The organism is Roseateles chitinivorans (assembly GCF_050632145.1).
Classification (GTDB): Bacteria; Pseudomonadota; Gammaproteobacteria; order Burkholderiales; family Burkholderiaceae_C; genus Roseateles; species Roseateles chitinivorans_B.
Genome location: NZ_CP192577.1, coordinates 1,025,563 through 1,046,144, shown reverse-complemented (window position 1 = coordinate 1,046,144; position 20,582 = coordinate 1,025,563). Strand labels below are relative to the sequence as shown.

Below are 20,582 nucleotides of genomic sequence, written 5' to 3'. Positions count from 1 at the left end.
AGGAAATGAAGGGGACGCCTCGCGAAGATTTCAAACTTGTAATGTGGCCGTGCGTTTCGCGTGGGCGCCCGATTCCTACAGTGCATGCCAGGCAGTCGGCACAGGGCTGCTGCGAATCTCCCCACTTCTCCAGGACGCCGACGGCGGCGCCCGATCCACGCGAAAGAGCCTCATGAACCGCAAGACCTTCCTCGGCCAGCTGATGGCCACCGCCTTCGTCGCCACGGCCTCCTTCGGCATCGCGCACGCCGCGACCGATGCCGCGCCGTCCGCCCCGCAGTCGACCGCCGCGTCGGCCAAGTCCGCGCCGGTCGCCGTCCACAACGTCGTGCTGGTGCACGGCCTGTACGCCGACGGCTCCAGCTGGGGCAAGGTGATCCCGCTGCTGCAGGCCAAGGGCCTGCACGTGACCTCGGTGCAGAACCCGCTGACCAGCCTGCAGGACGACGCCGACGCCGTGAAGCGCGCGCTGGCGCAGCAGGACGGCCCGACGCTGCTGGTCGGTCACTCCTACGCCGGCATGGTGATCTCCGAGGCCGGCACCGATCCCAAGGTCAGCGGCCTGGTCTACATCGCGGCCCGTGCACCCGACGCCGGCGAGGACTACCCCGCGCTGACCCGCAAGTTCCCGACCGCGCCCGCCGCCGCCGGCCTGAAGTGGAATGGCGACTGGGGCAGCCTGTCGCAGGAGGCCTTCCTGAAGGACTTCGCCGGCGACCTGTCCCCTGCCGAGGCGCTGACCTACTTCGCCGTGCAGCAGCCTTTCGCCCGCGCCGTGGCCAGCGGCAAGACGACGGCCGCCGCGTGGCGCGTGAAGCCGAGCTGGTACGCCGTCTCGACGCAGGACCGCACCATCAACCCCGAGCTGCAGCGCTTCCTGGCGCAGCGCATGGGCGCCGCCACGGTCGAGCTGAACGCCAGCCACGTCTCGCTGCTGTCGCAGCCGCAGGCGGTCGCCGACCTGATCGTCAGGGCCGCGCAGGGCCAGCGCTGAGTTGCTGCCGATAATCCGCCACGTGATGTCTGCGCCGCCGCGGGACCGTGGGCCCGGCGGCGCCCAAGGAGCAGGGATGCGTGTCCTCGTCGTCGAAGATGAACCGAAGCTCGCCGGCTACCTCCGCAAGGGGCTGACGGAGAACGGCTACGTCGTCGACGTGGCCGCCGACGGCATCGACGGCCGCCATCTGGCGCTGAACGGCGAGTACGACCTGATTGTGCTCGACGTGATGCTGCCGGGGATCGACGGCTTCAGCGTGCTGAAGGCGATCAAGGCCGAGAAGGACGTCGCCGTGCTGATGCTGACGGCGCGCGACGGCGTCGAGGACCGCGTGCACGGGCTTCAGGAGGGCGCGGACGATTACCTCGTCAAGCCCTTCGCGTTCTCGGAACTGCTCGCGCGCTTGACCGCGCTGCGACGCCGCGGCGTGCGGTCGGGATCAGGAGCGGGCGCCGGATCCGGCGGCGCCTCGGAAACGATGCTGACGCTCGGCGACCTGCAGCTCGACCTCGCGCGGCGGAAGGCGTTCCGCGGCGGGCAGTCGATAGCGCTCACCAACAAGGAGTTCCAGCTGCTCGCGCTGCTGATGCGCCGTCGCGGCGAAGTGCTGTCGCGCACCGTGCTCGCCGAGCAGGTCTGGGACATGAACTTCGACAGCGACACCAACGTCGTCGACGTCGCGGTGCGGCGGCTGCGCGCGAAGGTCGACGACCCGTTCGAGACCAAGATGCTGCGCACCGTGCGCGGCATGGGTTACGTGCTGGAGGCGCCGTCGTCATGAGCGCGGGCCGGCTGGGATCGATCTCCGCGAGGCTGGTGCTGATGCTGGCGTTGGTGGCGGTGGTCGTGTTCTCCGCCGCGGGCTTCCTGCTGCACAAGGCGCTGGAGCAGGTGTTGATCGCCGATGAGCGCGCCGACCTGCTCGGCAAGACGGAGGTGGTGAAGCACTTCATCGCCGAGGCGCGCTCGATGGACGACCTTCCGATGCTGCGCCGTCATCTCTCGGCGACGAGTGTCGGCGGACGTTTCCGCTGGAACGTGTGGCTGGTCGGGCGCGACGGCACGCTGCTGTACGGCGCGGAGCCGATGCCGCCGTCGGTGCAGCGCGACGGCGACAAGGTCTGGCTGCGTCGGAAGGACGGCGTCGAGCTGCGCGGCGCGCATTTCCTCCTGGCGGACCATGCGGTGTTCCCGGATGCGCAGGTGCTGATCGGCATGGATCCCCGGCCGCGTCAGCGGATGCTCTCGACCTATGACGACGCCGGGGTGATGGTCGGCGTGGCCGGTGTGCTGTGCACGATCGCGCTGGCCTGGCTGGCGACGCGTCGTGGACTGCGCGCGCTGTCGGCGCTGTCGCGTGAGGCCGAGGTGATCCAGCCCGGCGCGCTGTCGCGCCGGCTCACGCTGCCCGAGGACAGCGCCGAGCTGATGCCGCTTGCGCAGCGCTTCAACGAGGTGCTGTCGCGGATGGAGGAGGCGTGGCACCAGCTCGAAGGCTTCAACGCGAACGTGGCGCATGAGCTGCGCACGCCGCTGGCGATCATGATCAACGGCGCGGAGGTGGTGCTGTCGCGCGACCGGCCGGAGGCCGAGATGCGTGACGTGCTGGAGTCCCACCTGGAGGAATTGCGCGGCATGGCGTCGATGATCAACGACATGCTGTTCCTCGCGCGCGCCGACCAGGGCGACGCGGCGGCGGACCTCATCGAGCTGTCGCTGCGCGACGAGGCCTTGGGCGTGGGCGAGTTCGTCGAGGTCCTGCTAGAGGAGAAGCACCAGCGGCTCTCGGTCGAGGGCGAGCACCGGCTGCCCGTCAACCGCGCGCTGCTGCGCCGCGCATTGGTGAATCTGCTGACCAATGCGTCGCGGCATGCGCCCGAGGAAGCGACGTTGACGGTGCGCATCGAGCGGATGGCGGATGCCGACGGTGTCGGCGATGGCGCACGGATCGTCGTGGTCAACCCCGGCGATCCGATCCCGGAGGACATCCGCCGGCGCATGTTCGACCGCTTCTGGCGCGGCGAGTCGTCGCGTTCCAAGGCGGGGGACCGTTTCGGCCTCGGACTGGCCATCGTGCGCGCGGTCGCGCGCATGCATGGGGGCGAGACCTTCGTCGACTCGGCGGGTGGCAGGACCGAAATCGGTTTCACGCTCCGGACCCCGATGCGTGCGGTTGTGACGGATAACGCTGTGCGTTAGCGCGTTTCAGGGTTCATCCCGAGGGGGAACTGGCCGATAAACCCGGATTGGCCCATCCGGGCCATCCTGCCCGCCGTGCGCGGCCCGCCAGCCTTCCACACGCCCCCGATGAAACTCCGAACCCGAATCCTCTTCCTGTGTCTTGCCGCGCTGACCGGCATGGTGGTCCTGGCCGCGGTGTCGCTGACGACCCTGCGCCAGACGATGATGAAGGAGCGCACCGCGCAGCTGTCGACCCTGGTCGTGCTGGCGCAGTCGGCGCTGGAGAAGCTGCACGAGCAGGAGGCGGCGGGCAAGATCACCCGCGAGGAAGCGCAGAAGCAGGGCAAGCTGATCATCGGCAGCTTCCGCAAGGACGAGCTCTACTTCTTCGTCCGCGGCTACAGCGACGACGTCAACCTCGTGCATCCGAACCCGAAGCGCGTCGGCATCGTCGACGCCAAGGGGGCAAGGAGGCCGGTGTGCGCTATCGCACCGCGCTCGAAGGCAAGAAGGTCGGCACCGTGATCGCGCTGGGCACGCGTCCGAACACGAAGGACGAGGTCGAGAAGCTCTATGCGGTGGTCCGCTTCGAGCCCTGGGACTGGATCATCGGCTTCGGCGACTACATCGACGACATCGACAACGCCTTCTGGCGCAGCGCCGTGGTGCTGCTGTCCATCGGCCTGGCGCTGATGGCGGTGGTCGGCGTGCTGGGCTGGCGCCTGGCCGGCAGCATCTACCGGCAGCTGGGCGGAGAACCGGCCTATGCCTCGGACATCGTCCATCGCATCGGCGGCGGCGACCTGAACGTGGCGGTCGACCTGCGCGGCGCGCATGCCGACAGCCTGCTCTCCGCGATGGACCGGATGCAGCGCAGCCTGTCGACGACCGTGGGCCAGATCCGCGGCTCCACCGACACGATCGCGACGGCCGCCGGCGAGATCGCCGCCGGCAACCGAGACCTGTCGTCGCGCACCGAATCGCAGGCCAGCGCGCTGGAGGAGACGGCCGCCTCGATGGAAGAGCTGACCGCCACGGTCAAGCAGAGCGCCGACAACGCGCGCCAGGCCAACCAGCTGGCGATGTCCGCGTCCGAGATCGCGGTGCAGGGCGGCAAGGTCGTCGACGAGGTGGTGGCGACGATGGCGTCGATCAGCAGCTCGTCCAACAAGATCGTCGACATCATCGGCACGATCGACGGGATCGCGTTCCAGACCAACATCCTCGCGCTGAACGCGGCCGTCGAAGCGGCCCGTGCCGGCGAGCAGGGTCGCGGCTTCGCGGTGGTGGCCTCGGAAGTGCGCACGCTGGCGCAGCGCAGCGCGACGGCGGCCAAGGAGATCAAGGCGCTGATCGGCGACTCGGTGCAGAAGGTCGAGGCCGGCGGCGCGCTGGTGGGCCAGGCGGGCGCGACCATGTCGCAGATCGTCGGCAGCGTGAAGCGGGTCACCGACATCGTCGGCGAGATCTCCAGCGCCAGCCAGGAGCAGACGGCTGGCATCGAGCAGATCAACCAGGCCATCGCGCAGATGGACCAGGCGACGCAGCAGAACGCCGCGCTGGTGGAGCAGGCGTCCGCCGCGGCGGAATCGCTGGAGCAGCAGTCGCGGGTGCTGGTGACGGCCGTCGGCGTGTTCTCCTGAACGCAGCGTCGCTGCGGCGACGCTTCCGTGACAAGGGCCTGGGATCGATGGATCGCCAGGCTCTTGTCGTTTTTGGAGCGGCGCGGGCATTCATCCGTTTTATCCGTTGAACAACAGATATTCGTCGGGCAACATGGCTGGATGCGATACGACCTGAACCTGCTGCCGGTCTTCCTGGCGGTGATGGAGGAGCGCAGCGTGACCCGCGCGGCGCAGCGGCTGGGCATCACGCAGCCGGCGCTCTCCAACGCGCTGACGCGATTGCGGGCGATACTGATGGATCCGCTCTTCATCCGTGAGCGCTACGGCATGCAGCCGACGCAGAAGGCGGAGGAGCTGGCGCCGATCATCGCCGCCGCGCTGGCAAGCCTGGATGGGGCGATCCTCGGGCAGCAGGACTTCGATCCGTCGAAGTCGACGCAGCTGGTGACGCTGGCGCCGAACAGCTACGTCGAGCTGGTGCTGGTGCCGACGATCGTCGCACGGCTGCGGGAGCAGGCGCCGAACATGGCGGTGCGGCTGACGCCGTTCGGCACCGACCTGGCGGAGACGGGCGTGATCTCAGGCTCGACGGCGATGGTGCTGGGACGGGTAGTCGATCCGCCGGACAACCTCGTGGTGCAGCACGTGATGGACGACGGCCTCGCCTGCATCGTGCGGCGCGGGCATCCGACGGTGGACCGCAAGATGACGCGCAAGCAGTACGAGCAGCTCAAGCACGTGAACATGCTGCCGCCGGGCCGGCTGCGCGTGGGCCTGTTCCAGGCGCTGGAGAAGCAGGGGCTGAAGCGCGAGGTGGCGGTGTCGGTGACGCACTTCCTGTCGGTGCCGGAAGTGGTCGCGGTGACCGACTACTGCGCGACGCTGCCGGCGCAGATCTGCCGCAAGCTGGCGTCGGACAAGCGTTTGAAGGTGCTGCCGTCGCCGGTGGACCTGGGGACCTTCCCGGTGGAGATCGCGTGGCACGTCAGGTACCGGGACGATCCGGCGCATCGGTGGCTCAGGGCGCTGGTGTCGGAAGTCGCCGCGGAGGTTGCGGCGCAAGGCGAGATCCCTTCGCCGAAGAAGGCCTGAGCCGCGGCTAGGATGCCGGCATGCCCGCACTCGTTCCGACTCCCACCGCCTTCATGCTCGACCTCGACGGCACGCTCGTCGACACCCTGGGCGACTTCGTCGCGGTGCTGAACCGCGTGATGGCCGACATGGCCTTGCCCGCGGTCCAGCGCGACTTCGTCGAGCACACGATCGGGCAGGGCAGCGAGCATTTGATCCGCAGCGTGCTCACTGAAGTCGGTGCGCCTCAGGACCGCTACGAGCAGGCGTGGGCGCTGTACCAGCGCCACTACGAGGTGCTCAACGGCGAGCACGCCGACGTGTTCCCCGGCGTGATCGAAGGCTTGGATGCGTTGAAGGCGCTCGGCCTGCCGATGGCCTGCCTGACCAACAAGCCTGCCGCGTTCGCGCGCGAGCTGCTCAAGCGCAAGGGCTTGGACCGCTACTTCGACCGGGTCTTCGGCGGAGACGATTTCGAGCGCAAGAAACCCGATCCGATGCCGCTGCTCAAGACCTGCGAAGCGCTCGGTTCGGCGCCCGCGACGACGTGGATGATCGGCGACTCCAGCAACGACGCCCGCGCCGCGCACGCCGCCGGCTGCCCGATCGCGCTCGTCAGCTACGGCTACAACCACGGGCAGCCGATCCGCGACGTGCCCGCGGAACGCCACATCGACCGGCTCGACGAACTGCTCGGCTGAAAACGACGATGCGCCGTCCGCATCACGCGGAACGGCGCATCGGCGGGTGCCGGCCCCCGGGGACTCAGCGGCTGCTGCCCGCCGCGTTGCGGTTGCTGGTCGCTGCCGCCGCCTTGCCGCCGCCCAGCAGCGCGACCTTCAGGTCGCTGTCCGCCGGCGACCTGCCCAGCCAGATCTTCAGCAGCACGTTGAAGAAGTCCTCGCCCTTGATGGGCTCGCCGGGGATCAACTGGCCGTTGACGAAGACCACCGTGCCCGTCCCGGGGATGTAGTCCACGCCGAAGCTCTCGCCCGTCTTGAGCTTCTTCTTCTGCACGAAGATCTCCGACATGCGCAGCACGCCGACGATGGAGCGCCCGAATTCCTCGCGCGTCGCGTTCTGCTCCATGCCCTTGGTGAAGAGCTTGCCCAGTTCCTCGCCGTCGATGTCGCGCAGCATCTGGATGTGCATGCGCTTCGGGCCGGTGTTGGCCAGCACCGCCTCGGGCGTCGTCGCCTTCGCGTTCATGTACAGGCCGGCCGTGTAGACCTTGAAGATCGCCTTGTAGCGGATCCCCGCGCCATTGAGCTGCAGCTTCTGGCCGGCCACCTCGGCGGTGCCGTCGTACTTGACGCCGGCCAGCTCGACCGGGGCCGTGGTGGCCGCAGCGGCGGCCGCAGACGCCGCCGGAGGCGTGGACTGGGCCGACGCCGCGATCGGCATCAGCATCGCGGCCGCGAGCAGACCCGCGGTCATCAGGACATTGCGCTTGGACATGTGTCTCCATTCCCTCCGGAAGGATCGGCCGACTCCACGGTCGACTCTGATGCGAAGTATCCGACAGCCATGCGAAGCCGGGCCTCCGGGAATCCTCCTGCCCATGTCGCCTGCTACACTGGTCCGCACCATGTTTATCACGCGCAAGCACATCAAGGGGTCGAACGACCGGGGAGCCTGGCCCTGGCGATCCTGGTTCGACTTCACCTGAAGCCGCCTGCTGCTTGCCGCCCGCCGTCCACCCCTATCCCCGGACGCGGGACCGTCACACTTCCTCTGCACCCTACCGTACGGGGCAGGTCCAACAGGCGACCTGAGTTAGCGCTTGCGCGCGCGTCGTGATGCCTTGCATCACCGGAACGACACGCCGCATTCGACAAGAGGTTTGACGACGTGATCACCGAACTGGAATTCCAAAGCCTGGCCGCAGACGGCTACAACCGCATCCCGCTGATCAGCGAGGCCTTCGCGGATCTCGAGACCCCGCTCTCGCTCTACCTGAAGCTCTGCGCCGGCAACGGCCCGGGCCGCCACAGCTTCCTGCTGGAGTCGGTGGTCGGCGGCGAGCGCTTCGGCCGCTACTCCTTCATCGGCCTGCCCGCGCGCACCGTGCTGAAGAGCGAAGGCCCCGTCACCCGCGTGATCCGCGACGGCGCCGTGGTCGAGACCCACGAGGGCGATCCGCTCGCCTTCATCGAGGCCTACCAGCAGCGCTTCAAGGTCGCGCTGCGACCCGGCATGCCGCGTTTCTGCGGCGGGCTGGCGGGCTACTTCGGCTACGACGCGGTCCGCTACATCGAGCCGCGCCTGGCCGACTCCACGCCGCAGGGCGGCCTGCCGACGCCCGACGTGATGCTGCTGCAGTGCGAGGAACTGGCCGTCATCGACAACCTGTCGGGCAAGCTCTACCTGATCGTCTACGCCGACCCCGGCCAGCCCGAGGCCTACTTCAAGGCGAAGAAGCGCCTCACCGAGCTGAAGGACAAGCTGGGCTACTCGGTCGCCGCGCCGCGCGTCGCGCGCGCCCAGGCGCATCCGGTCGAGCGCGAGTTCGCGAAGGCCGACTTCCTGGCCTCGGTCGACAAGGCCAAGGCCTACATCGCCGCCGGCGACTGCATGCAGATCGTCTTCGGCCAGCGGCTGAAGAAGCGCTACACCGAGTCGCCGCTGAGCCTCTACCGCGCGCTGCGTTCGCTGAATCCCAGCCCTTACATGTACTTCTACGACATGGGGGACTTCCAGATCGTCGGCGCCTCGCCGGAGATCCTGGTGCGCCAGGAGCAGACGCCCGAGGGCCGCAAGGTCACGATCCGCCCGCTGGCCGGCACGCGTCCGCGCGGTGGCACGCCGGAGCAGGACCAGGCGCTCGAGGTCGAGCTCAAGGCCGATCCGAAGGAGCGCGCCGAGCACCTGATGCTGATCGACCTGGCCCGCAACGACACCGGCCGCATCGCGCATACCGGCAGCGTGAAGGTGACGGACGCCTTCGCCGTCGAACGCTACTCGCACGTGATGCACATCGTCAGCAACGTCGAGGGCATCCTGAAACCCGGCGTCGGCAACATGGACGTGTTCCGCGCCAGCTTCCCGGCCGGCACGCTGTCGGGCGCGCCCAAGATCCGCGCGATGGAGATCATCGACGAGCTCGAGCCCGTCAAGCGCGGCATCTACGGCGGCGCCTGCGGCTACCTGAGCTTCGGCGGCGACATGGACCTGGCCATCGCGATCCGCACCGGCATCGTCATGGACCAGGTGCTGTACGTGCAGGCGGCGGCGGGCATCGTGGCGGACTCGGTCCCCGAGCTCGAATGGAAGGAGACCGAGGCCAAGGCGCGCGCGCTGCTGCGCGCTGCGGAACTGGTCGAAGAAGGTTTCTGAAGCTGAAGTGAACGAAGGAGCAAGAACATGCTGCTGATGATCGACAACTACGACAGCTTCACCTTCAACCTGGTGCAGTACTTCGCCGAGCTCGGCGCCGAGGTGAAGACGGTCCGCAACGACCAGATCACGCTCGACGAGATCGCCGCGCTCAACCCGACGCATCTGGTGCTCTCGCCCGGACCGTGCACGCCCAAGGAAGCCGGCGTCTGCGTGCCGGCGATCCAGCGCTTCATCGGCAAGCTGCCGATCCTGGGCGTGTGCCTCGGGCACCAGAGCATCGGTGCCGCGCTGGGCGGCCACATCGTCCGCGCGAGGGTGCAGATGCACGGCAAGTCCTCGACGATCACGACCGACACGCAGGGCGTCTTCAGCGGTCTGCCCGACCGCTTCGACGTGATCCGCTACCACTCGCTGGCGATCGAGGAATCGACGATTCCCCCGGAGCTGGAGATCAGCGCCCGCAGCGAGGACGGCGAGATCATGGGCGTGCGTCATCGCGCGCTCGCCGGCACCGCGACGCCGCTGGAAGGCGTCCAGTTCCATCCCGAATCCATCCTCTCGGAGCACGGTCACGCGATGCTCAAGAACTTCCTGGAGTTGGCACGATGAACGAAGGCAGCAAGGCAGCAGGTCAGAGCGGCGGCAACATCGGCGCGATCGTCGATCTGCGCAGCGATACCGTCACCCAGCCGACCGCGGGCATGCGCGCCGCCATGGCGTCCGCGCCGCTGGGCGACGACGTCTTCGGCGACGACCCGAGCGTCAATGCGCTGCAGGTGGCGCTGGCGGAGCGGCTCGGCTTCGAGGCGGCGCTCTTCATGCCCACCGGCACGCAGAGCAACCTCTGCGCGCTGATGGCGCACTGCCAGCGCGGCGACGAATACATCGTCGGCCAGTTCGCGCACACCTACCGCTGGGAAGGCGGCGGCGCCGCAGTGCTGGGCTCCATCCAGCCGCAGCCGCTGAACCACGCGCCGGACGGCTCGCTGCCGCTGGCCGACATCGAAGCCAACATCAAGCCCGACGACGCGCACTTCGCGCGCACGCGGCTGCTGGCGCTGGAGAACACGATCGGCGGCAAGGTGCTGCCGATGGACTACCTCGCGGCCGCCTCGGAGCTGGCGAAGCGCCACGGCCTGTCGCGCCACCTCGACGGCGCGCGCCTGTTCAATGCGGCGGTCGCGGTCGCCGCGCGCGACGGGAGCGATCCGTACGACGCCGCCAGACGCATCTGCTCGCACTTCGACAGCGTGTCAGTCTGCTTCTCCAAGGGACTGGGCGCGCCGGTCGGCTCGGTGCTGTGCGGCACGCGCGAGCTCATCAAGAGCGCCCACCGCTGGCGCAAGATGCTCGGCGGCGGCATGCGCCAGGCCGGGCTGCTCGCGTCGGCGGCGCACTACGCGCTCGACCACCAGGTGAAGCGCCTGGGCGAAGACCACGCGCTGGCCAAGCGCCTCGCCGAAGGACTGCAGGGCCTGCCGGGTCTGACGGTCGAGGCGCCGCAGACCAACATCGTCTTCTGCGACGTCGACAAGGGCATCGCGGCGAAGCTGGTCGAGCATCTGAAGACCGAAGGCGTGCTCACGACCGGGCTGTACAAGCTGCGCTTCGTGACCCACCTCGACGTGGACGCTGCGGGCGTCGACCGCGCCGTCGCGGCCACGTGCCGGTTCTTCAACGCCTGAGCGGGAGATCCTCATGCCCATCACCGACAACGAGGCGCTGACCCGCGTCATCGAGCACCGCGAGATCTTCCACGACGAGATGCTGTCGCTGATGCGCCGCATCATGAGCGGCGACATCTCGCCGGTCACCGCCGCGGCGATCCTGATCGGTCTTCGCGTCAAGAAGGAGACCATCGGCGAGATCACCGCCGCCGCGCAGGTGATGCGCGAGTTCTCCGTCAAGGTGCCGATCGAGCCGGGCCCGCATCTGGTCGACGTCGTCGGCACCGGCGGCGACGGCGCGCACACCTTCAACATCTCGACCTGCTCGATGTTCGTCGCGGCCGCGGCGGGCGCGCAGGTCGCCAAGCACGGCAACCGCAGCGTGTCGTCCAAGACCGGCAGTGCGGACGTGCTGGAGGCGCTCGGCGTGACGCTGTCGCTACCGCCGCAGGCGGTCGCCGAGTGCGTGCGCCAGACCGGCATCGGTTTCATGTTCGCGCCCAACCACCATCCGGCGATGAAGAACATCGCGCCCGTCCGCAAGGAGCTGGGCGTGCGCACGATCTTCAACATCCTGGGGCCGCTGACCAACCCGGCCGACGCGCCCAACATCCTGATGGGCGTGTTCCATCCGGACCTCGTCGGCATCCAGGTCCGCGTGATGCAGCGCCTCGGCGCTCAGCACGCCGTGGTCGTCTACGGCAAGGACAACATGGACGAGATCTCGCTGGGCGCGGCGACGCTGGTCGGCGAACTCAGGAACGGCGAGATCCGCGAGTACGAGATCCACCCCGAGGACTTCGGCATGCCGATGGTCGCGAGCCGCAACCTGCGCGTCAGCGGTCCGGAGGAGAGCCGGCAGGTGCTGCTGGGCGTGCTCGGCAACGATCCCGGCGCGGCGCGCGACATCGTGCTGCTGAACGCCGGCGCGACGCTGTATGCGGCCAACGTGGTCGAGTCGATCGCCGACGGCATCGCGAAGGCGCGCGTGGCGATCGAGTCCGGTGCCGCGCGTGCGAAGCTGGACCAGTTCGTCGCCGAGACGCAGCGGCAGGCCGCCGCGAACGCCTGAAAAGAAAGTCGTATGTCTGACATCCTGGATCGCATCAACGCCGTCAAGCGCGAGGAAGTCGCCGCCGCGTCGGCCCGCGTGCCGTTGACCGCGCTGCGTGCTGAAGCCGAATCGCGGACCGAGCCGACGCGCGGTTTCGTGGACGCGCTGCGCGCCAAGATCGACGCCGGCCACAGCGGCGTCATCGCCGAGGTGAAGAAGGCCAGTCCGAGCAAGGGCGTGCTGCGCGAGGACTTCCGTCCCGCCGACATCGCCCGCAGCTACGAGCAGCACGGCGCGGCCTGCCTGAGCGTGCTGACCGACGCACCGCACTTCCAGGGCTCGGTCGAGTTCTTGAAGCAGGCCCGCGCGGCCTGCGCGCTGCCGGTGCTGCGCAAGGACTTCATGATCGATCCGTACCAGGTCTACGAAGCGCGCGCGATGGGCGCGGATTGCATCCTGCTGATCGCGGCAAGCCTGGACGACGGTCTGATGGCCGAGCTCGAGGACTGCGCGCTGGGCCTCGGCCTGGACGTGCTGGTCGAGGTGCACGACGGCGCGGAACTGGAGCGCGCGCTGCGTTTGAAGACACCGATGGTCGGCATCAACAACCGCAACCTGAAGACCTTCGAGGTCACGCTGGACACGACGCTCGGGCTGCTGAAAAACGTGCCGGCGGATCGTCTCCTGGTGACCGAGTCCGGCATCCTCGGCCCGGCCGACGTGCAGCGCATGCGCGACGCGCAGGTCAACGCCTTCCTCGTCGGCGAGGCCTTCATGCGCGCCCCCGATCCGGGTGCGGCGTTGTCGGCGCTGTTCCGCTGATGTCCGCGACGCTCAAGTCCCTCGACTGGTCGGCTGGCGATGGCTGGCAGCCGCTCATCGACGCGTGGCGCGCGAGCGCCGATGGTCAGCGCATCGAGGCGCTGCTGAAGACGCGGCTTGCTGAAGGCGCGGTGATCTACCCGCCCGACCCGCTGCGCGCGCTGCGCCTCACGCCGCTGACGAACGTGAAGGTCGTCATCGTCGGCCAGGACCCGTATCACGGGCCGGGGCAGGCGGAGGGGCTGTCGTTCTCCGTGCCGGTGGGGGAGAAGCTGCCGCCCTCGCTGCGCAACATCTTCAAGGAGCTGCAGCGCGACCTGGGGCAGCAGCCGGCGATGTCCGGGCACCTCGGTGAATGGGCGCGGCGCGGCGTGCTGCTGCTCAACACCAGCCTCACCGTCGAGGACGGCGCCGCCGCCTCGCATGCGAAGAAGGGCTGGGAATCGCTGACGGATGCGCTCATCGCGGCCACCGCGCAAGACCCGGCCCCCAAGGTCTATCTGCTGTGGGGCGCCCATGCGCAGGCGAAGGCGCCGTTGATCGAGGCGGCCGGCCATCGGCATCTCGTGCTGCAGGCCAACCATCCGTCGCCGTTGTCCGCCACGCGAGGTCCCGCGCCCTTCATCGGCTGCGGACACTTCTCAGCTGCGCGCGACTGGCTCAAAGGGCAGGGCGTCGAGCTGGGCTGGTCCCTGGATTGACCGTCCTGCAGCGGCCTTGGCAGGCTACCGGCTAAGTGCTCCTCCCGATTTCCTGCAGAGCCATAACTGGTACGTTGGTGGTCATAACCACGTAACCCCTTTGAAAGGGGCTCCGGCATCAGGGTTAAGTCCAGTGCGCTACCAATTGACGCTCTGCGTTTTTTGGTACTAAACTGGTATTAATCATGACAAGCCACCCCCTGGCGGACGCCTGGTCCGCTCCTCTGCAGCCGCACTTCGCGGGCGTCCGCTTCCTGGTGGGAGTGGATGGCGGTGGCACCGGCACGCGGGTCCGGCTGAGCGATGTCCACGGACAGCTGCTCGGACAGGGCTGGGCGGGGCCGTCGGCATTGGGGCAGGGCATCGCCCAGGCCTGGCGCCACATCCAGATGGCCGTGCAGGAAGCCGCCGCCAAGGCGGGCATCGAGCGCCTGCCGCTCGGCGAGACCGCCATCGGTCTCGGCCTCTCCGGCGCCGGCGTCGCCTCACAGGCGCAGGCCTTCGTCGCACAGCAGCCCGGCTACGCCCACATCGAACTCGTGAACGACGGCACCACGTCCGTCATCGGTGCGCATGCGGGCCGGCCCGGCGGCGTGATCGCGGCCGGCACCGGCACGGTGGGCGAGGCGCTGCGCGCCGATGGTTCGATGGTCTGTGTCAGCGGCTGGGGCTGGATCGGCGGCGACGAAGGCAGCGGCGCGTGGCTCGGCATCCAGGCGATGCGCCTCGCACAGAAGGCGATGGACGGTCGCGTGGAGGCCGGAGCGCTGGCCCGCGCCGTGTGGGCCGCCGCCGGCTGCCAGGACGACCAGGACCGCGACGCCATCAACGCCTGGGTCGCCCAGGCCGGCCAGCATGCCTACGCGCAACTGGCGCCGCTCGTGTTCGAACAATCGGAATCCGATCCGGCCGCCGCGGCGCTCGTCGCGCAGGCCGTCGCGGAGCTGGAGCTGCTCGCGCTCGCGCTCGATCCGACGCGGCAGCTGCCGCTGTCGCTCGCGGGCAGCGTGGCACAGCGGCTCGCCGCGCTTTTCTCAGGCAACATTCGGGCCCGTTGCGTGTCGCCCCAGGGCGACTCGGCCGACGGCGCGCTGCGGCTGGTCCGCGGCGCTCTCTCCGACCCCCGTTGAAGATGAGAAGCCCGATGAGCACCAAGCTGCCCTTCCAGTTCAAGCCCGATCCCGCCGCCGCGTCGCCGCTGTACATGCAGCTGGCCCACAAGCTGGCACAGGCGATCCGCGAAGGCCAGTACCAGGCCGACGAGGCCCTGCCGTCGGAGCGCGTGCTCTCGGAGTCGCTCGACCTCTCGCGCGTCACCGCCCGCAAGGCGATCGACCGCCTCGTCGAGCAGGGCCTGATCGTGCGCAAGCGCGGCTCCGGCAACTACATCGCGCCCAAGCTCGAGCAGCCGCTGTCGCGCCTGACCAGCTTCTCGGAGGAACTCCACCAGCGCGGCTTCAAGCCCAGCAGCCGTTGGCTGACGCGCGGCTTCGCCATGGCGGCGCCGGACGAGCAGCTGTCGCTCGGCCTGACGACCGGCCAGCGCGTCGCGCGCCTGGAGCGCCTGCGCCTGGCGGACGCCGTGGTCATGGCCTATGAGCTCTCGATCCTGCCCGAGGCCGTGCTGCCCGATCCGCAGAAGGTCGAGTCCTCGCTGTACGAGCACCTCGCCCAGCACGGCGGCGCGCCGGTGCGCGCGCTGCAGCACATCCGCGCCATCAATGCCGACTCGCGCCTGGCGGGTCTGCTGCAGGTGCCGGTGGGGCAGGCGGTGCTCTTCATCACCCGCGTGGGCTACCTCGACCAGGGTCAGGCTGTGGAGCTCACCCATTCCTACTGCCGCAGCGACTACTACGACTTCGTCGCGGAGATGAGGCGAGACGGATGACGACCCAGCACATCGACGGATTCATACTGACACCTGACGGGTTCATCCGCGGTGTGCTGGAACATCAAGAAGGCCGAGTGACCCGCATCGACGGGACCGCCGTGCCGGAGTACGACGTGCGCCACGGCGCGCAGGACCTGCCGATCGTCCTGCCGGGCTTCATCGACACGCACGTCCACGGCGGCGCCGGCCGCGACACGATGGAAGGCGGCGACGCCGCCGCGCAGCTCGCCAAGCTGCATGCGAAACACGGCACCACGTCGCTGCTCGCGACGACGATGACCGCGCCGCTGGACGAGATCCGGCACGCGATGCGCGGCCTGGCCGAGCTCTGCGTCGTGCGCCCCGAGGGCGGCGCGCGCGTGCTGGGCGTGCACCTCGAAGGGCCGTACATCAATCCCGGCAAGCTCGGCGCGCAGCCGGACTTCGCCAAGGCCGCGTCGATCGCCGAGATCCGCGACCTGCACGCGATCGCGCCGATCCGCCTGATCACGCTGGCGCCGGAGCTGCCGGGCCACCTCGACCTCGTCACGCAGTTGCGCGAGGCCGGCTTCCAGGTCCAGATCGGCCACTCGCTGGGCACCTATGAAGACGGCGTCGCCGCGCTCGGCCGCGGCGCCGGCGGCTTCACCCACCTGTTCAACGCGATGACGGGCCTGCACCACCGCGAGCCCGGCATGGTCGGGGCCGCGCTGGCGCACGCGCAGTATGCCGAGGTCATTCCGGACCTGCTGCATGTGCACCCCGGCGCGATCCGCGTCGCGCTGCGCAGCATCCCGCACCTGTTCTGCGTCACCGATTCGACGGCCGCGGCCGGCATGCCCGACGGCGAGTACAGCCTGGGCCGGCACCGCGTCACCAAGTGCCTGGGCGGCGTGCGTCTGCCTGACGGCACGCTGGCCGGATCGACGCTGACGATGGACCAGGCGCTGCGCAACCTGGTGCTGAAACTGGGCCTCCCGATCGAGGACGCGTCGCGGCGCGTGTCGACGAACGCGGCGGACTATTTGGGTCTGGACGACCGGGGCCGTCTGGCTCCGGGCGCCTGGGCGGATTTCGTAGTGATGGACCGTGGCTTGCAGTTGCAGTGCGTGGTCGTTGAAGGAGAAGCAATTGACCTCGCGAATGCTGGATGAGGCGCTGAGCGCGCCGCAGGTGGTGGCCCGTCAACTGGCCGCCGATCAGAACGCCTATGCCGCCCTGGGCGACGCGCTGCGCGAGCAGCCGCCGACCTCGCTGCTGACGATCGCGCGCGGCAGCTCGGACCACGCGTCGCACTACCTGGCTTACCTGCTGATGGCGCGGCTGGGCCGGCTCGTGACCTCGCTGCCGATGTCGCTGATCACGCTCTACCAGAGCAAGATCCAGAGCCAGGGGCTGGTGTCCTTCGCGTTCTCGCAATCGGGCCAGAGCCCGGACCTGGTCTCGCCGACGCAGTACTTCCGCGCCAACGGCGCGCGCACGGTCGCCTTCGTGAACGCCGACGGCTCGCCGCTGGAGGCCGCGGCCGAGCACGTGTTCCGCCTGCATGCCGGCGTCGAGCAGAGCGTCGCCGCGACCAAGAGCTACATCGCGCAATTGGTGGCGGGTGCGCGCGTCGTCGCGGCCTGGCAGGGCGACGAGCACCTGTCGGCCGCGTTGCAGACCTTGCCGCAGGCGATGGAGCAGGCCGCCAAGCAACGCTGGGACGTGGCGGTCGATGTGCTCCAGGGTGCGGACAAGCTGTTCGTCATCGGTCGCGGTACCTCGCTGCCGATCGCGCTGGAAGCGGCGCTGAAGTTCAAGGAGACCTGCGGCATCCAGGCCGAGGCCTTCTCCGGCGCGGAAGTGAAGCACGGACCGATGGCGCTGGTGGAGGAGGGCTATCCGCTGCTGGTTTTCGCGCCGCGCGGTCCCGCGCAGGCGGGTCTGCTGGCGCTGGCCGAGGAGATGCGCGGCCGCGGTGCGCGCGTGCTGCTGGCGGCGCCGGAAGGCACGCCGGGCGCCGAGTTGCCGCTGACCTGCACCGGCAACGAGGACCTCGACCCGATCGCGGCGGTGCAGAGCTTCTATCCGATGGTCGAGGCGCTGGCGCAGGCGCGGGGTCTGAACCCCGACCAGCCGCGCCATCTGGCCAAGGTCACCAAGACGCATTGAGGGCGCATGCCCGGGGCCATGGCCGCGCTCCTGCGCATCCCTGCCCCGGCGCATCGATTGCAAGTTGATTTCCCCATCCCCAGCCGTCGACCCGCGGGCCAGGCAGAAGAGAGCGACATGAGCGAGACAGCATTCCATCCGGGCCGGCTGGTGATGGTGGACATCCAGGGCAAGACGCTGGATGCGACGACCGCGGCCTTCCTCCGCGACAACAAGATCCGGGCGGTGTGCCTGTTCCGCAAGAACCTGGGTACCGAGGCGGAGGTCCGTCAACTCACGCGGGATCTGCGCGAAGCGATGGGCGCGGATGCGCTGATCGGACTCGACCAGGAGGGCGGCTCCGTCGTGCGCGCGACCTTCCTGCCGCAGCCGCCGTCGGCGATGGCGCTGGGCGCGGCGGGCGACGAAGGGCTGGCCGAGCAGGTCGGCGCGGCGGTGGCGCGCGGCCTGCGCGGCATCGGCATCAACTGGAACTTCGCGCCGGTCACCGACATCAACAACAACCCGGCCAACCCGGTGATCGCCGAGCGCAGCTTCGGCGAGACCGCGGACACCGTCACGCGCCTGGCCGGCGCGTGGATGAAGGGCTCGATGGCGGCGGGCGTGGCCTGCTGCATCAAGCACTTCCCGGGGCACGGCGACACGCACGTCGATTCGCACCTGGACCTGCCGACGGTCGAGAAGTCCCGCGCCGAACTGGACGCGCTCGAACTCAAGCCCTTCCAGGCGCTGCGCGACGTGGCGCCGTCGATCATGACGGCGCACATCGTCTATCCGAAGATCGACCCGCAGTACCCGGCGACGCTGTCGAAGACGATCCTGGGCGGCATCCTGCGCGACGAGTACGGCTACGACGGCGTCGTCATCACCGACGCGCTGATGATGAAGGCCATCGCCGAGCGCTACGGCTATGCGAAGGCGGCGGTGCTGGCGATCAACGCCGGCGCCGACATGATCCTGGCGCAGGGCTCGCTCGACGAGCAGGCGCAGGCGATCCATGCGCTGCAGGACGCGCTGTCGCGCGGCGGCTTGAGCGTCGAGCGCGGTCGCCAGGCCGAAGCGCGGCTGGACAAGCTGGCGCGCGATTTCCCGGTCCGCTTCGATGACTACCAGGGCGCGCAGCGCGAGGCCGACGACGTGCTGATGCGCCGCGCCTGGGCCGCGGGCCTGAGCGCGCTGCGCGGTGCGACGCCGCCGGCGATCGCCCGGCCGATCCGCGTGCTGGTGCAGGACGAGGTGCCGACCGACGGCGTGTCCGAGGCCGGCCCGACCGGCGCCCAGGTGCGCGCGCTGTTCGAAGGCTACGGCGACGTCGAGTTCGTCTCGCTCGGCGACATCGCGGCGCTCGACTGGGCTGCCGTCCCTGCCGACGGGCGCTTCACGATCGTGGCCTCGACGCATCGGGCGCGTTACGGCGCCAACGCCGCCGCGTGGCGCCCGGATCTGCATCTGGTGCTGTGGAACCCGTTCCAGGCGCTGGATGTCTCGGCGCCGACGGTGATCAGCTGGGGCTACGCCGACGGCGCGCTGGGCGCGCTCGGCGCCTGGCTGCAAGGCCGCGGCGAGGCCGGCGGCCAGTCGCCGGTCACGCTGGATTGAAGCCGGCTCAGGCCGCCCCGCACAGCACCGCACCGAGGTCCTCCCCCATGAGCTCTTCGAAGATTCCTCCCGCCGCCGGAGCGCGCGGCGACCGCAGCCCCATCCGCTGGGTGTCCAGCCTGTACTTCGTGCAGGGCATGCAGTTCTTCGTCGTCATGCTGATCGCCGGCCTGATGTTCAAGAACATGGGTGTCGCGAATGACCAGATCGCGCGCTGGACCGGCCTGCTCGGCCTGGCCTGGGCGTTCAAGCCGCTGTGGAGTCCTTTCCTGGAACTGGCGCGCAGCAAGAAGCTGATCGTCGTCGCCGGGCAGTACACCGGTGCGGTGGGGCTGGGCCTGATGGCGGTGGCACTGCAGCTGCCGATGTGGTTCGCGGCCAGCATCGCGGTGCTGTTCCTGCTGGCCTATGCGTCGGCGACGCATGACATCGCCTGCGACGGGCTCTACATGGCTTCGCTCGACGACAGGCAGCAGGCGGCCTACGCCGGCTGGCAGGGCGCGTTCTTCAACGCGTCGAAGTTCTTGACGCTCGGCGGGCTGCTCGTGCTGGCCGGACATCTGGAGCGCGGCATCGGCGTGATGAACGCGTGGTCGGTGATCTTTGCGATGCTGGCCGTGCTGCTGTTCGTGCTGGCCAGCTACAACGCCTATGCCTTGCCGGGCGCGCTCAACACCGATCACGGTGATCTCACGGTCGAGGGTGTCTGGCAGACCTTGCGCGAGGTGATCGCCGATTTCCTGAAGAAGCCCGGCATCTGGCTGATGATCCTGTTCATCGTGATGTTCCGTTTCGCCGAAGGGCAGGTGCAGACGATCGGGCCGCTGTTCCTGATCGAGCCGCGCGAGAAGGGCGGACTGGGCCTGACGACGGAGCAGGTCGGCGGGATCTACGGCACCGTGGGCACGGCGGCCTTCCTGGTCGGCAGCATCGTCGGCGGGTACTTCACGAGCTGGCTGAGCCTGCGTCGCGCCATGCCCTTCCTGATCGTGGCGATGGCGGTCCCGAACGCGACCTTCTACTACCTCGCCGTCACGATGCCGGCGGACCTGTGGCACGTGGGCTTGGCCGTCGCGGTCGAGATGCTGGGCTACGGCTTCGGCTTCGTCGGCATGATCCTGTTCATCATGCAGGCCGTCGCGCCGGGCAAGTACCAGACGGCGCATTACGCGCTGGGTTCGGGCGTGATGCAGCTGGGCTTCATCCTGTCGAAGACGATCAGCGGCGACATCCAGATCGCGATGGGTTACGAGCACTTCTTCCTGTGGACGATCGGCTGCGGGGCTCCGGCGCTGATCCTGCTGCTCTTCGTCCGCATGCCTGGCAAGGCCAAGGACAAGAGCAACGACCCCCGCGATGGCAAGAGCAACGGCAGTGCGCCGACCCCGATAGAAAGCGCGACATGAACCCGTCCGAAGTCCTCGGTAGCAAATCCGTCGAAGGGCGGCAGTGGTGGGGGACGGCAAGGCGTGGGGTTTCGGCGCTTGCCGCCGGGGCCCCAT

The 20,582-nt window shown here is 69.1% G+C and carries 20 protein-coding genes; 19 read left to right on the top strand and 1 reads right to left on the bottom strand.

Features of this window, described 5'->3' with window-relative positions; genetic code table 11:
* The first annotated feature begins 172 nt into the window (after positions 1 to 172).
* The 7 genes from ACQ86G_RS04895 (at position 173) to gph (ending at position 6,575) form a co-directional block, all read left to right on the top strand.
* A complete protein-coding gene (locus tag ACQ86G_RS04895; protein WP_431259551.1) occupies positions 173 to 994 on the top strand; it encodes an alpha/beta fold hydrolase in 822 nt (273 codons plus the stop codon).
* A gap of 76 nt (positions 995 to 1,070) precedes the next feature.
* On the top strand, positions 1,071 to 1,778 hold the full coding sequence (locus ACQ86G_RS04890) for a heavy metal response regulator transcription factor (protein WP_431259550.1): 708 nt from the start codon (positions 1,071 to 1,073) through the stop codon (positions 1,776 to 1,778).
* On the top strand, positions 1,775 to 3,196 hold the full coding sequence (locus tag ACQ86G_RS04885) for a heavy metal sensor histidine kinase (protein ID WP_431259549.1): 1,422 nt from the start codon (positions 1,775 to 1,777) through the stop codon (positions 3,194 to 3,196). Before ACQ86G_RS04890 ends, ACQ86G_RS04885 begins: the two co-directional genes overlap by 4 nt.
* 108 nt (positions 3,197 to 3,304) lie before the next feature.
* On the top strand, positions 3,305 to 3,703 hold the full coding sequence (locus tag ACQ86G_RS04880) for a cache domain-containing protein (RefSeq protein ID WP_431259548.1): 399 nt from the start codon (positions 3,305 to 3,307) through the stop codon (positions 3,701 to 3,703).
* On the top strand, positions 3,700 to 4,821 hold the full coding sequence (locus tag ACQ86G_RS04875; RefSeq protein ID WP_431261337.1) for a methyl-accepting chemotaxis protein: 1,122 nt from the start codon (positions 3,700 to 3,702) through the stop codon (positions 4,819 to 4,821). Before ACQ86G_RS04880 ends, ACQ86G_RS04875 begins: the two co-directional genes overlap by 4 nt.
* 141 nt (positions 4,822 to 4,962) lie before the next feature.
* Positions 4,963 to 5,895 (top strand): LysR substrate-binding domain-containing protein, encoded by a 933-nt coding sequence (locus tag ACQ86G_RS04870; protein WP_431259547.1) that lies wholly within the window; start codon positions 4,963 to 4,965, stop codon positions 5,893 to 5,895.
* 20 nt (positions 5,896 to 5,915) lie between these two features.
* A complete protein-coding gene (gene gph / locus ACQ86G_RS04865; protein ID WP_431259546.1) occupies positions 5,916 to 6,575 on the top strand; it encodes a phosphoglycolate phosphatase in 660 nt (219 codons plus the stop codon).
* A gap of 64 nt (positions 6,576 to 6,639) precedes the next feature.
* On the opposite strand, the gene ACQ86G_RS04860 is transcribed toward gph, so the two are convergent.
* Entirely contained in the window at positions 6,640 to 7,284 is a 645-nt protein-coding gene (locus ACQ86G_RS04860) for a chalcone isomerase family protein (RefSeq protein ID WP_431261336.1), read from the bottom strand.
* Positions 7,285 to 7,725: 441 nt separating this feature from the next.
* Here ACQ86G_RS04860 and trpE point away from each other — a divergent pair, with 441 nt between their 5' ends.
* From trpE to ACQ86G_RS04800, 12 genes are all read left to right on the top strand, one after another.
* Positions 7,726 to 9,210, top strand: coding sequence for an anthranilate synthase component I (trpE, locus tag ACQ86G_RS04855; RefSeq protein WP_431259545.1), 1,485 nt, complete (start codon positions 7,726 to 7,728; stop codon positions 9,208 to 9,210).
* Between the two features lie 27 nt (positions 9,211 to 9,237).
* Entirely contained in the window at positions 9,238 to 9,822 is a 585-nt protein-coding gene (locus tag ACQ86G_RS04850; protein ID WP_431259544.1) for an anthranilate synthase component II, read from the top strand.
* Positions 9,819 to 10,898, top strand: a complete 1,080-nt coding sequence (gene ltaE, locus ACQ86G_RS04845) for a low-specificity L-threonine aldolase (protein WP_431259543.1) — start codon at positions 9,819 to 9,821, stop codon at positions 10,896 to 10,898. The genes ACQ86G_RS04850 and ltaE overlap by 4 nt, the downstream gene beginning before the upstream one ends.
* 13 nt (positions 10,899 to 10,911) lie before the next feature.
* Positions 10,912 to 11,952: an anthranilate phosphoribosyltransferase gene (trpD, locus tag ACQ86G_RS04840; RefSeq protein ID WP_431259542.1), complete on the top strand. Its 1,041-nt coding sequence runs from the start codon at positions 10,912 to 10,914 to the stop codon at positions 11,950 to 11,952.
* Positions 11,953 to 11,964: 12 nt separating this feature from the next.
* Positions 11,965 to 12,756, top strand: a complete 792-nt coding sequence (gene trpC, locus ACQ86G_RS04835; protein ID WP_431259541.1) for an indole-3-glycerol phosphate synthase TrpC — start codon at positions 11,965 to 11,967, stop codon at positions 12,754 to 12,756.
* A complete protein-coding gene (locus ACQ86G_RS04830; RefSeq protein WP_431259540.1) occupies positions 12,756 to 13,457 on the top strand; it encodes a uracil-DNA glycosylase in 702 nt (233 codons plus the stop codon). The genes trpC and ACQ86G_RS04830 overlap by 1 nt, the downstream gene beginning before the upstream one ends.
* A gap of 185 nt (positions 13,458 to 13,642) precedes the next feature.
* Positions 13,643 to 14,587, top strand: coding sequence for a BadF/BadG/BcrA/BcrD ATPase family protein (locus tag ACQ86G_RS04825; RefSeq protein ID WP_431259539.1), 945 nt, complete (start codon positions 13,643 to 13,645; stop codon positions 14,585 to 14,587).
* Between the two features lie 14 nt (positions 14,588 to 14,601).
* Entirely contained in the window at positions 14,602 to 15,345 is a 744-nt protein-coding gene (locus ACQ86G_RS04820) for a GntR family transcriptional regulator (RefSeq protein ID WP_088405999.1), read from the top strand.
* The gene (gene nagA, locus ACQ86G_RS04815) at positions 15,342 to 16,481 is read left to right on the top strand and encodes an N-acetylglucosamine-6-phosphate deacetylase (protein WP_431259538.1); all 1,140 of its coding nucleotides are present in this window, start codon (positions 15,342 to 15,344) and stop codon (positions 16,479 to 16,481) included. Before ACQ86G_RS04820 ends, nagA begins: the two co-directional genes overlap by 4 nt.
* Complete coding sequence (locus ACQ86G_RS04810; protein WP_431261335.1) at positions 16,471 to 17,481, top strand: SIS domain-containing protein; 1,011 nt, start codon at positions 16,471 to 16,473, stop codon at positions 17,479 to 17,481. Before nagA ends, ACQ86G_RS04810 begins: the two co-directional genes overlap by 11 nt.
* Positions 17,482 to 17,598: 117 nt before the next feature.
* Positions 17,599 to 19,080, top strand: a complete 1,482-nt coding sequence (nagZ, locus tag ACQ86G_RS04805; protein WP_431259537.1) for a beta-N-acetylhexosaminidase — start codon at positions 17,599 to 17,601, stop codon at positions 19,078 to 19,080.
* A gap of 47 nt (positions 19,081 to 19,127) precedes the next feature.
* Positions 19,128 to 20,486 carry an MFS transporter gene (locus ACQ86G_RS04800; protein WP_431259536.1) on the top strand — a complete coding sequence of 453 codons (1,359 nt, stop codon included), beginning with the start codon at positions 19,128 to 19,130 and terminating at the stop codon, positions 20,484 to 20,486.
* The last annotated feature ends 96 nt before the right edge of the window (positions 20,487 to 20,582 follow it).

Coding starts and splice junctions, on each gene's coding strand:
- ACQ86G_RS04895 (WP_431259551.1), top strand. CDS start 173: ATGAACCGCAAGACCTTCCTCGGCCAGCTGATGGCCACCGCCTTCGTC.
- ACQ86G_RS04890 (WP_431259550.1), top strand. CDS start 1,071: ATGCGTGTCCTCGTCGTCGAAGATGAACCGAAGCTCGCCGGCTACCTC.
- ACQ86G_RS04885 (WP_431259549.1), top strand. CDS start 1,775: ATGAGCGCGGGCCGGCTGGGATCGATCTCCGCGAGGCTGGTGCTGATG.
- ACQ86G_RS04880 (WP_431259548.1), top strand. CDS start 3,305: ATGAAACTCCGAACCCGAATCCTCTTCCTGTGTCTTGCCGCGCTGACC.
- ACQ86G_RS04870 (WP_431259547.1), top strand. CDS start 4,963: ATGCGATACGACCTGAACCTGCTGCCGGTCTTCCTGGCGGTGATGGAG.
- gph (WP_431259546.1), top strand. CDS start 5,916: ATGCCCGCACTCGTTCCGACTCCCACCGCCTTCATGCTCGACCTCGAC.
- ACQ86G_RS04860 (WP_431261336.1), bottom strand. CDS start 7,284: ATGCTGATGCCGATCGCGGCGTCGGCCCAGTCCACGCCTCCGGCGGCG.
- ACQ86G_RS04850 (WP_431259544.1), top strand. CDS start 9,238: ATGCTGCTGATGATCGACAACTACGACAGCTTCACCTTCAACCTGGTG.
- ltaE (WP_431259543.1), top strand. CDS start 9,819: ATGAACGAAGGCAGCAAGGCAGCAGGTCAGAGCGGCGGCAACATCGGC.
- trpD (WP_431259542.1), top strand. CDS start 10,912: ATGCCCATCACCGACAACGAGGCGCTGACCCGCGTCATCGAGCACCGC.
- trpC (WP_431259541.1), top strand. CDS start 11,965: ATGTCTGACATCCTGGATCGCATCAACGCCGTCAAGCGCGAGGAAGTC.
- ACQ86G_RS04830 (WP_431259540.1), top strand. CDS start 12,756: ATGTCCGCGACGCTCAAGTCCCTCGACTGGTCGGCTGGCGATGGCTGG.
- ACQ86G_RS04825 (WP_431259539.1), top strand. CDS start 13,643: ATGACAAGCCACCCCCTGGCGGACGCCTGGTCCGCTCCTCTGCAGCCG.
- ACQ86G_RS04820 (WP_088405999.1), top strand. CDS start 14,602: ATGAGCACCAAGCTGCCCTTCCAGTTCAAGCCCGATCCCGCCGCCGCG.
- nagA (WP_431259538.1), top strand. CDS start 15,342: ATGACGACCCAGCACATCGACGGATTCATACTGACACCTGACGGGTTC.
- ACQ86G_RS04810 (WP_431261335.1), top strand. CDS start 16,471: ATGCTGGATGAGGCGCTGAGCGCGCCGCAGGTGGTGGCCCGTCAACTG.
- nagZ (WP_431259537.1), top strand. CDS start 17,599: ATGAGCGAGACAGCATTCCATCCGGGCCGGCTGGTGATGGTGGACATC.
- ACQ86G_RS04800 (WP_431259536.1), top strand. CDS start 19,128: ATGAGCTCTTCGAAGATTCCTCCCGCCGCCGGAGCGCGCGGCGACCGC.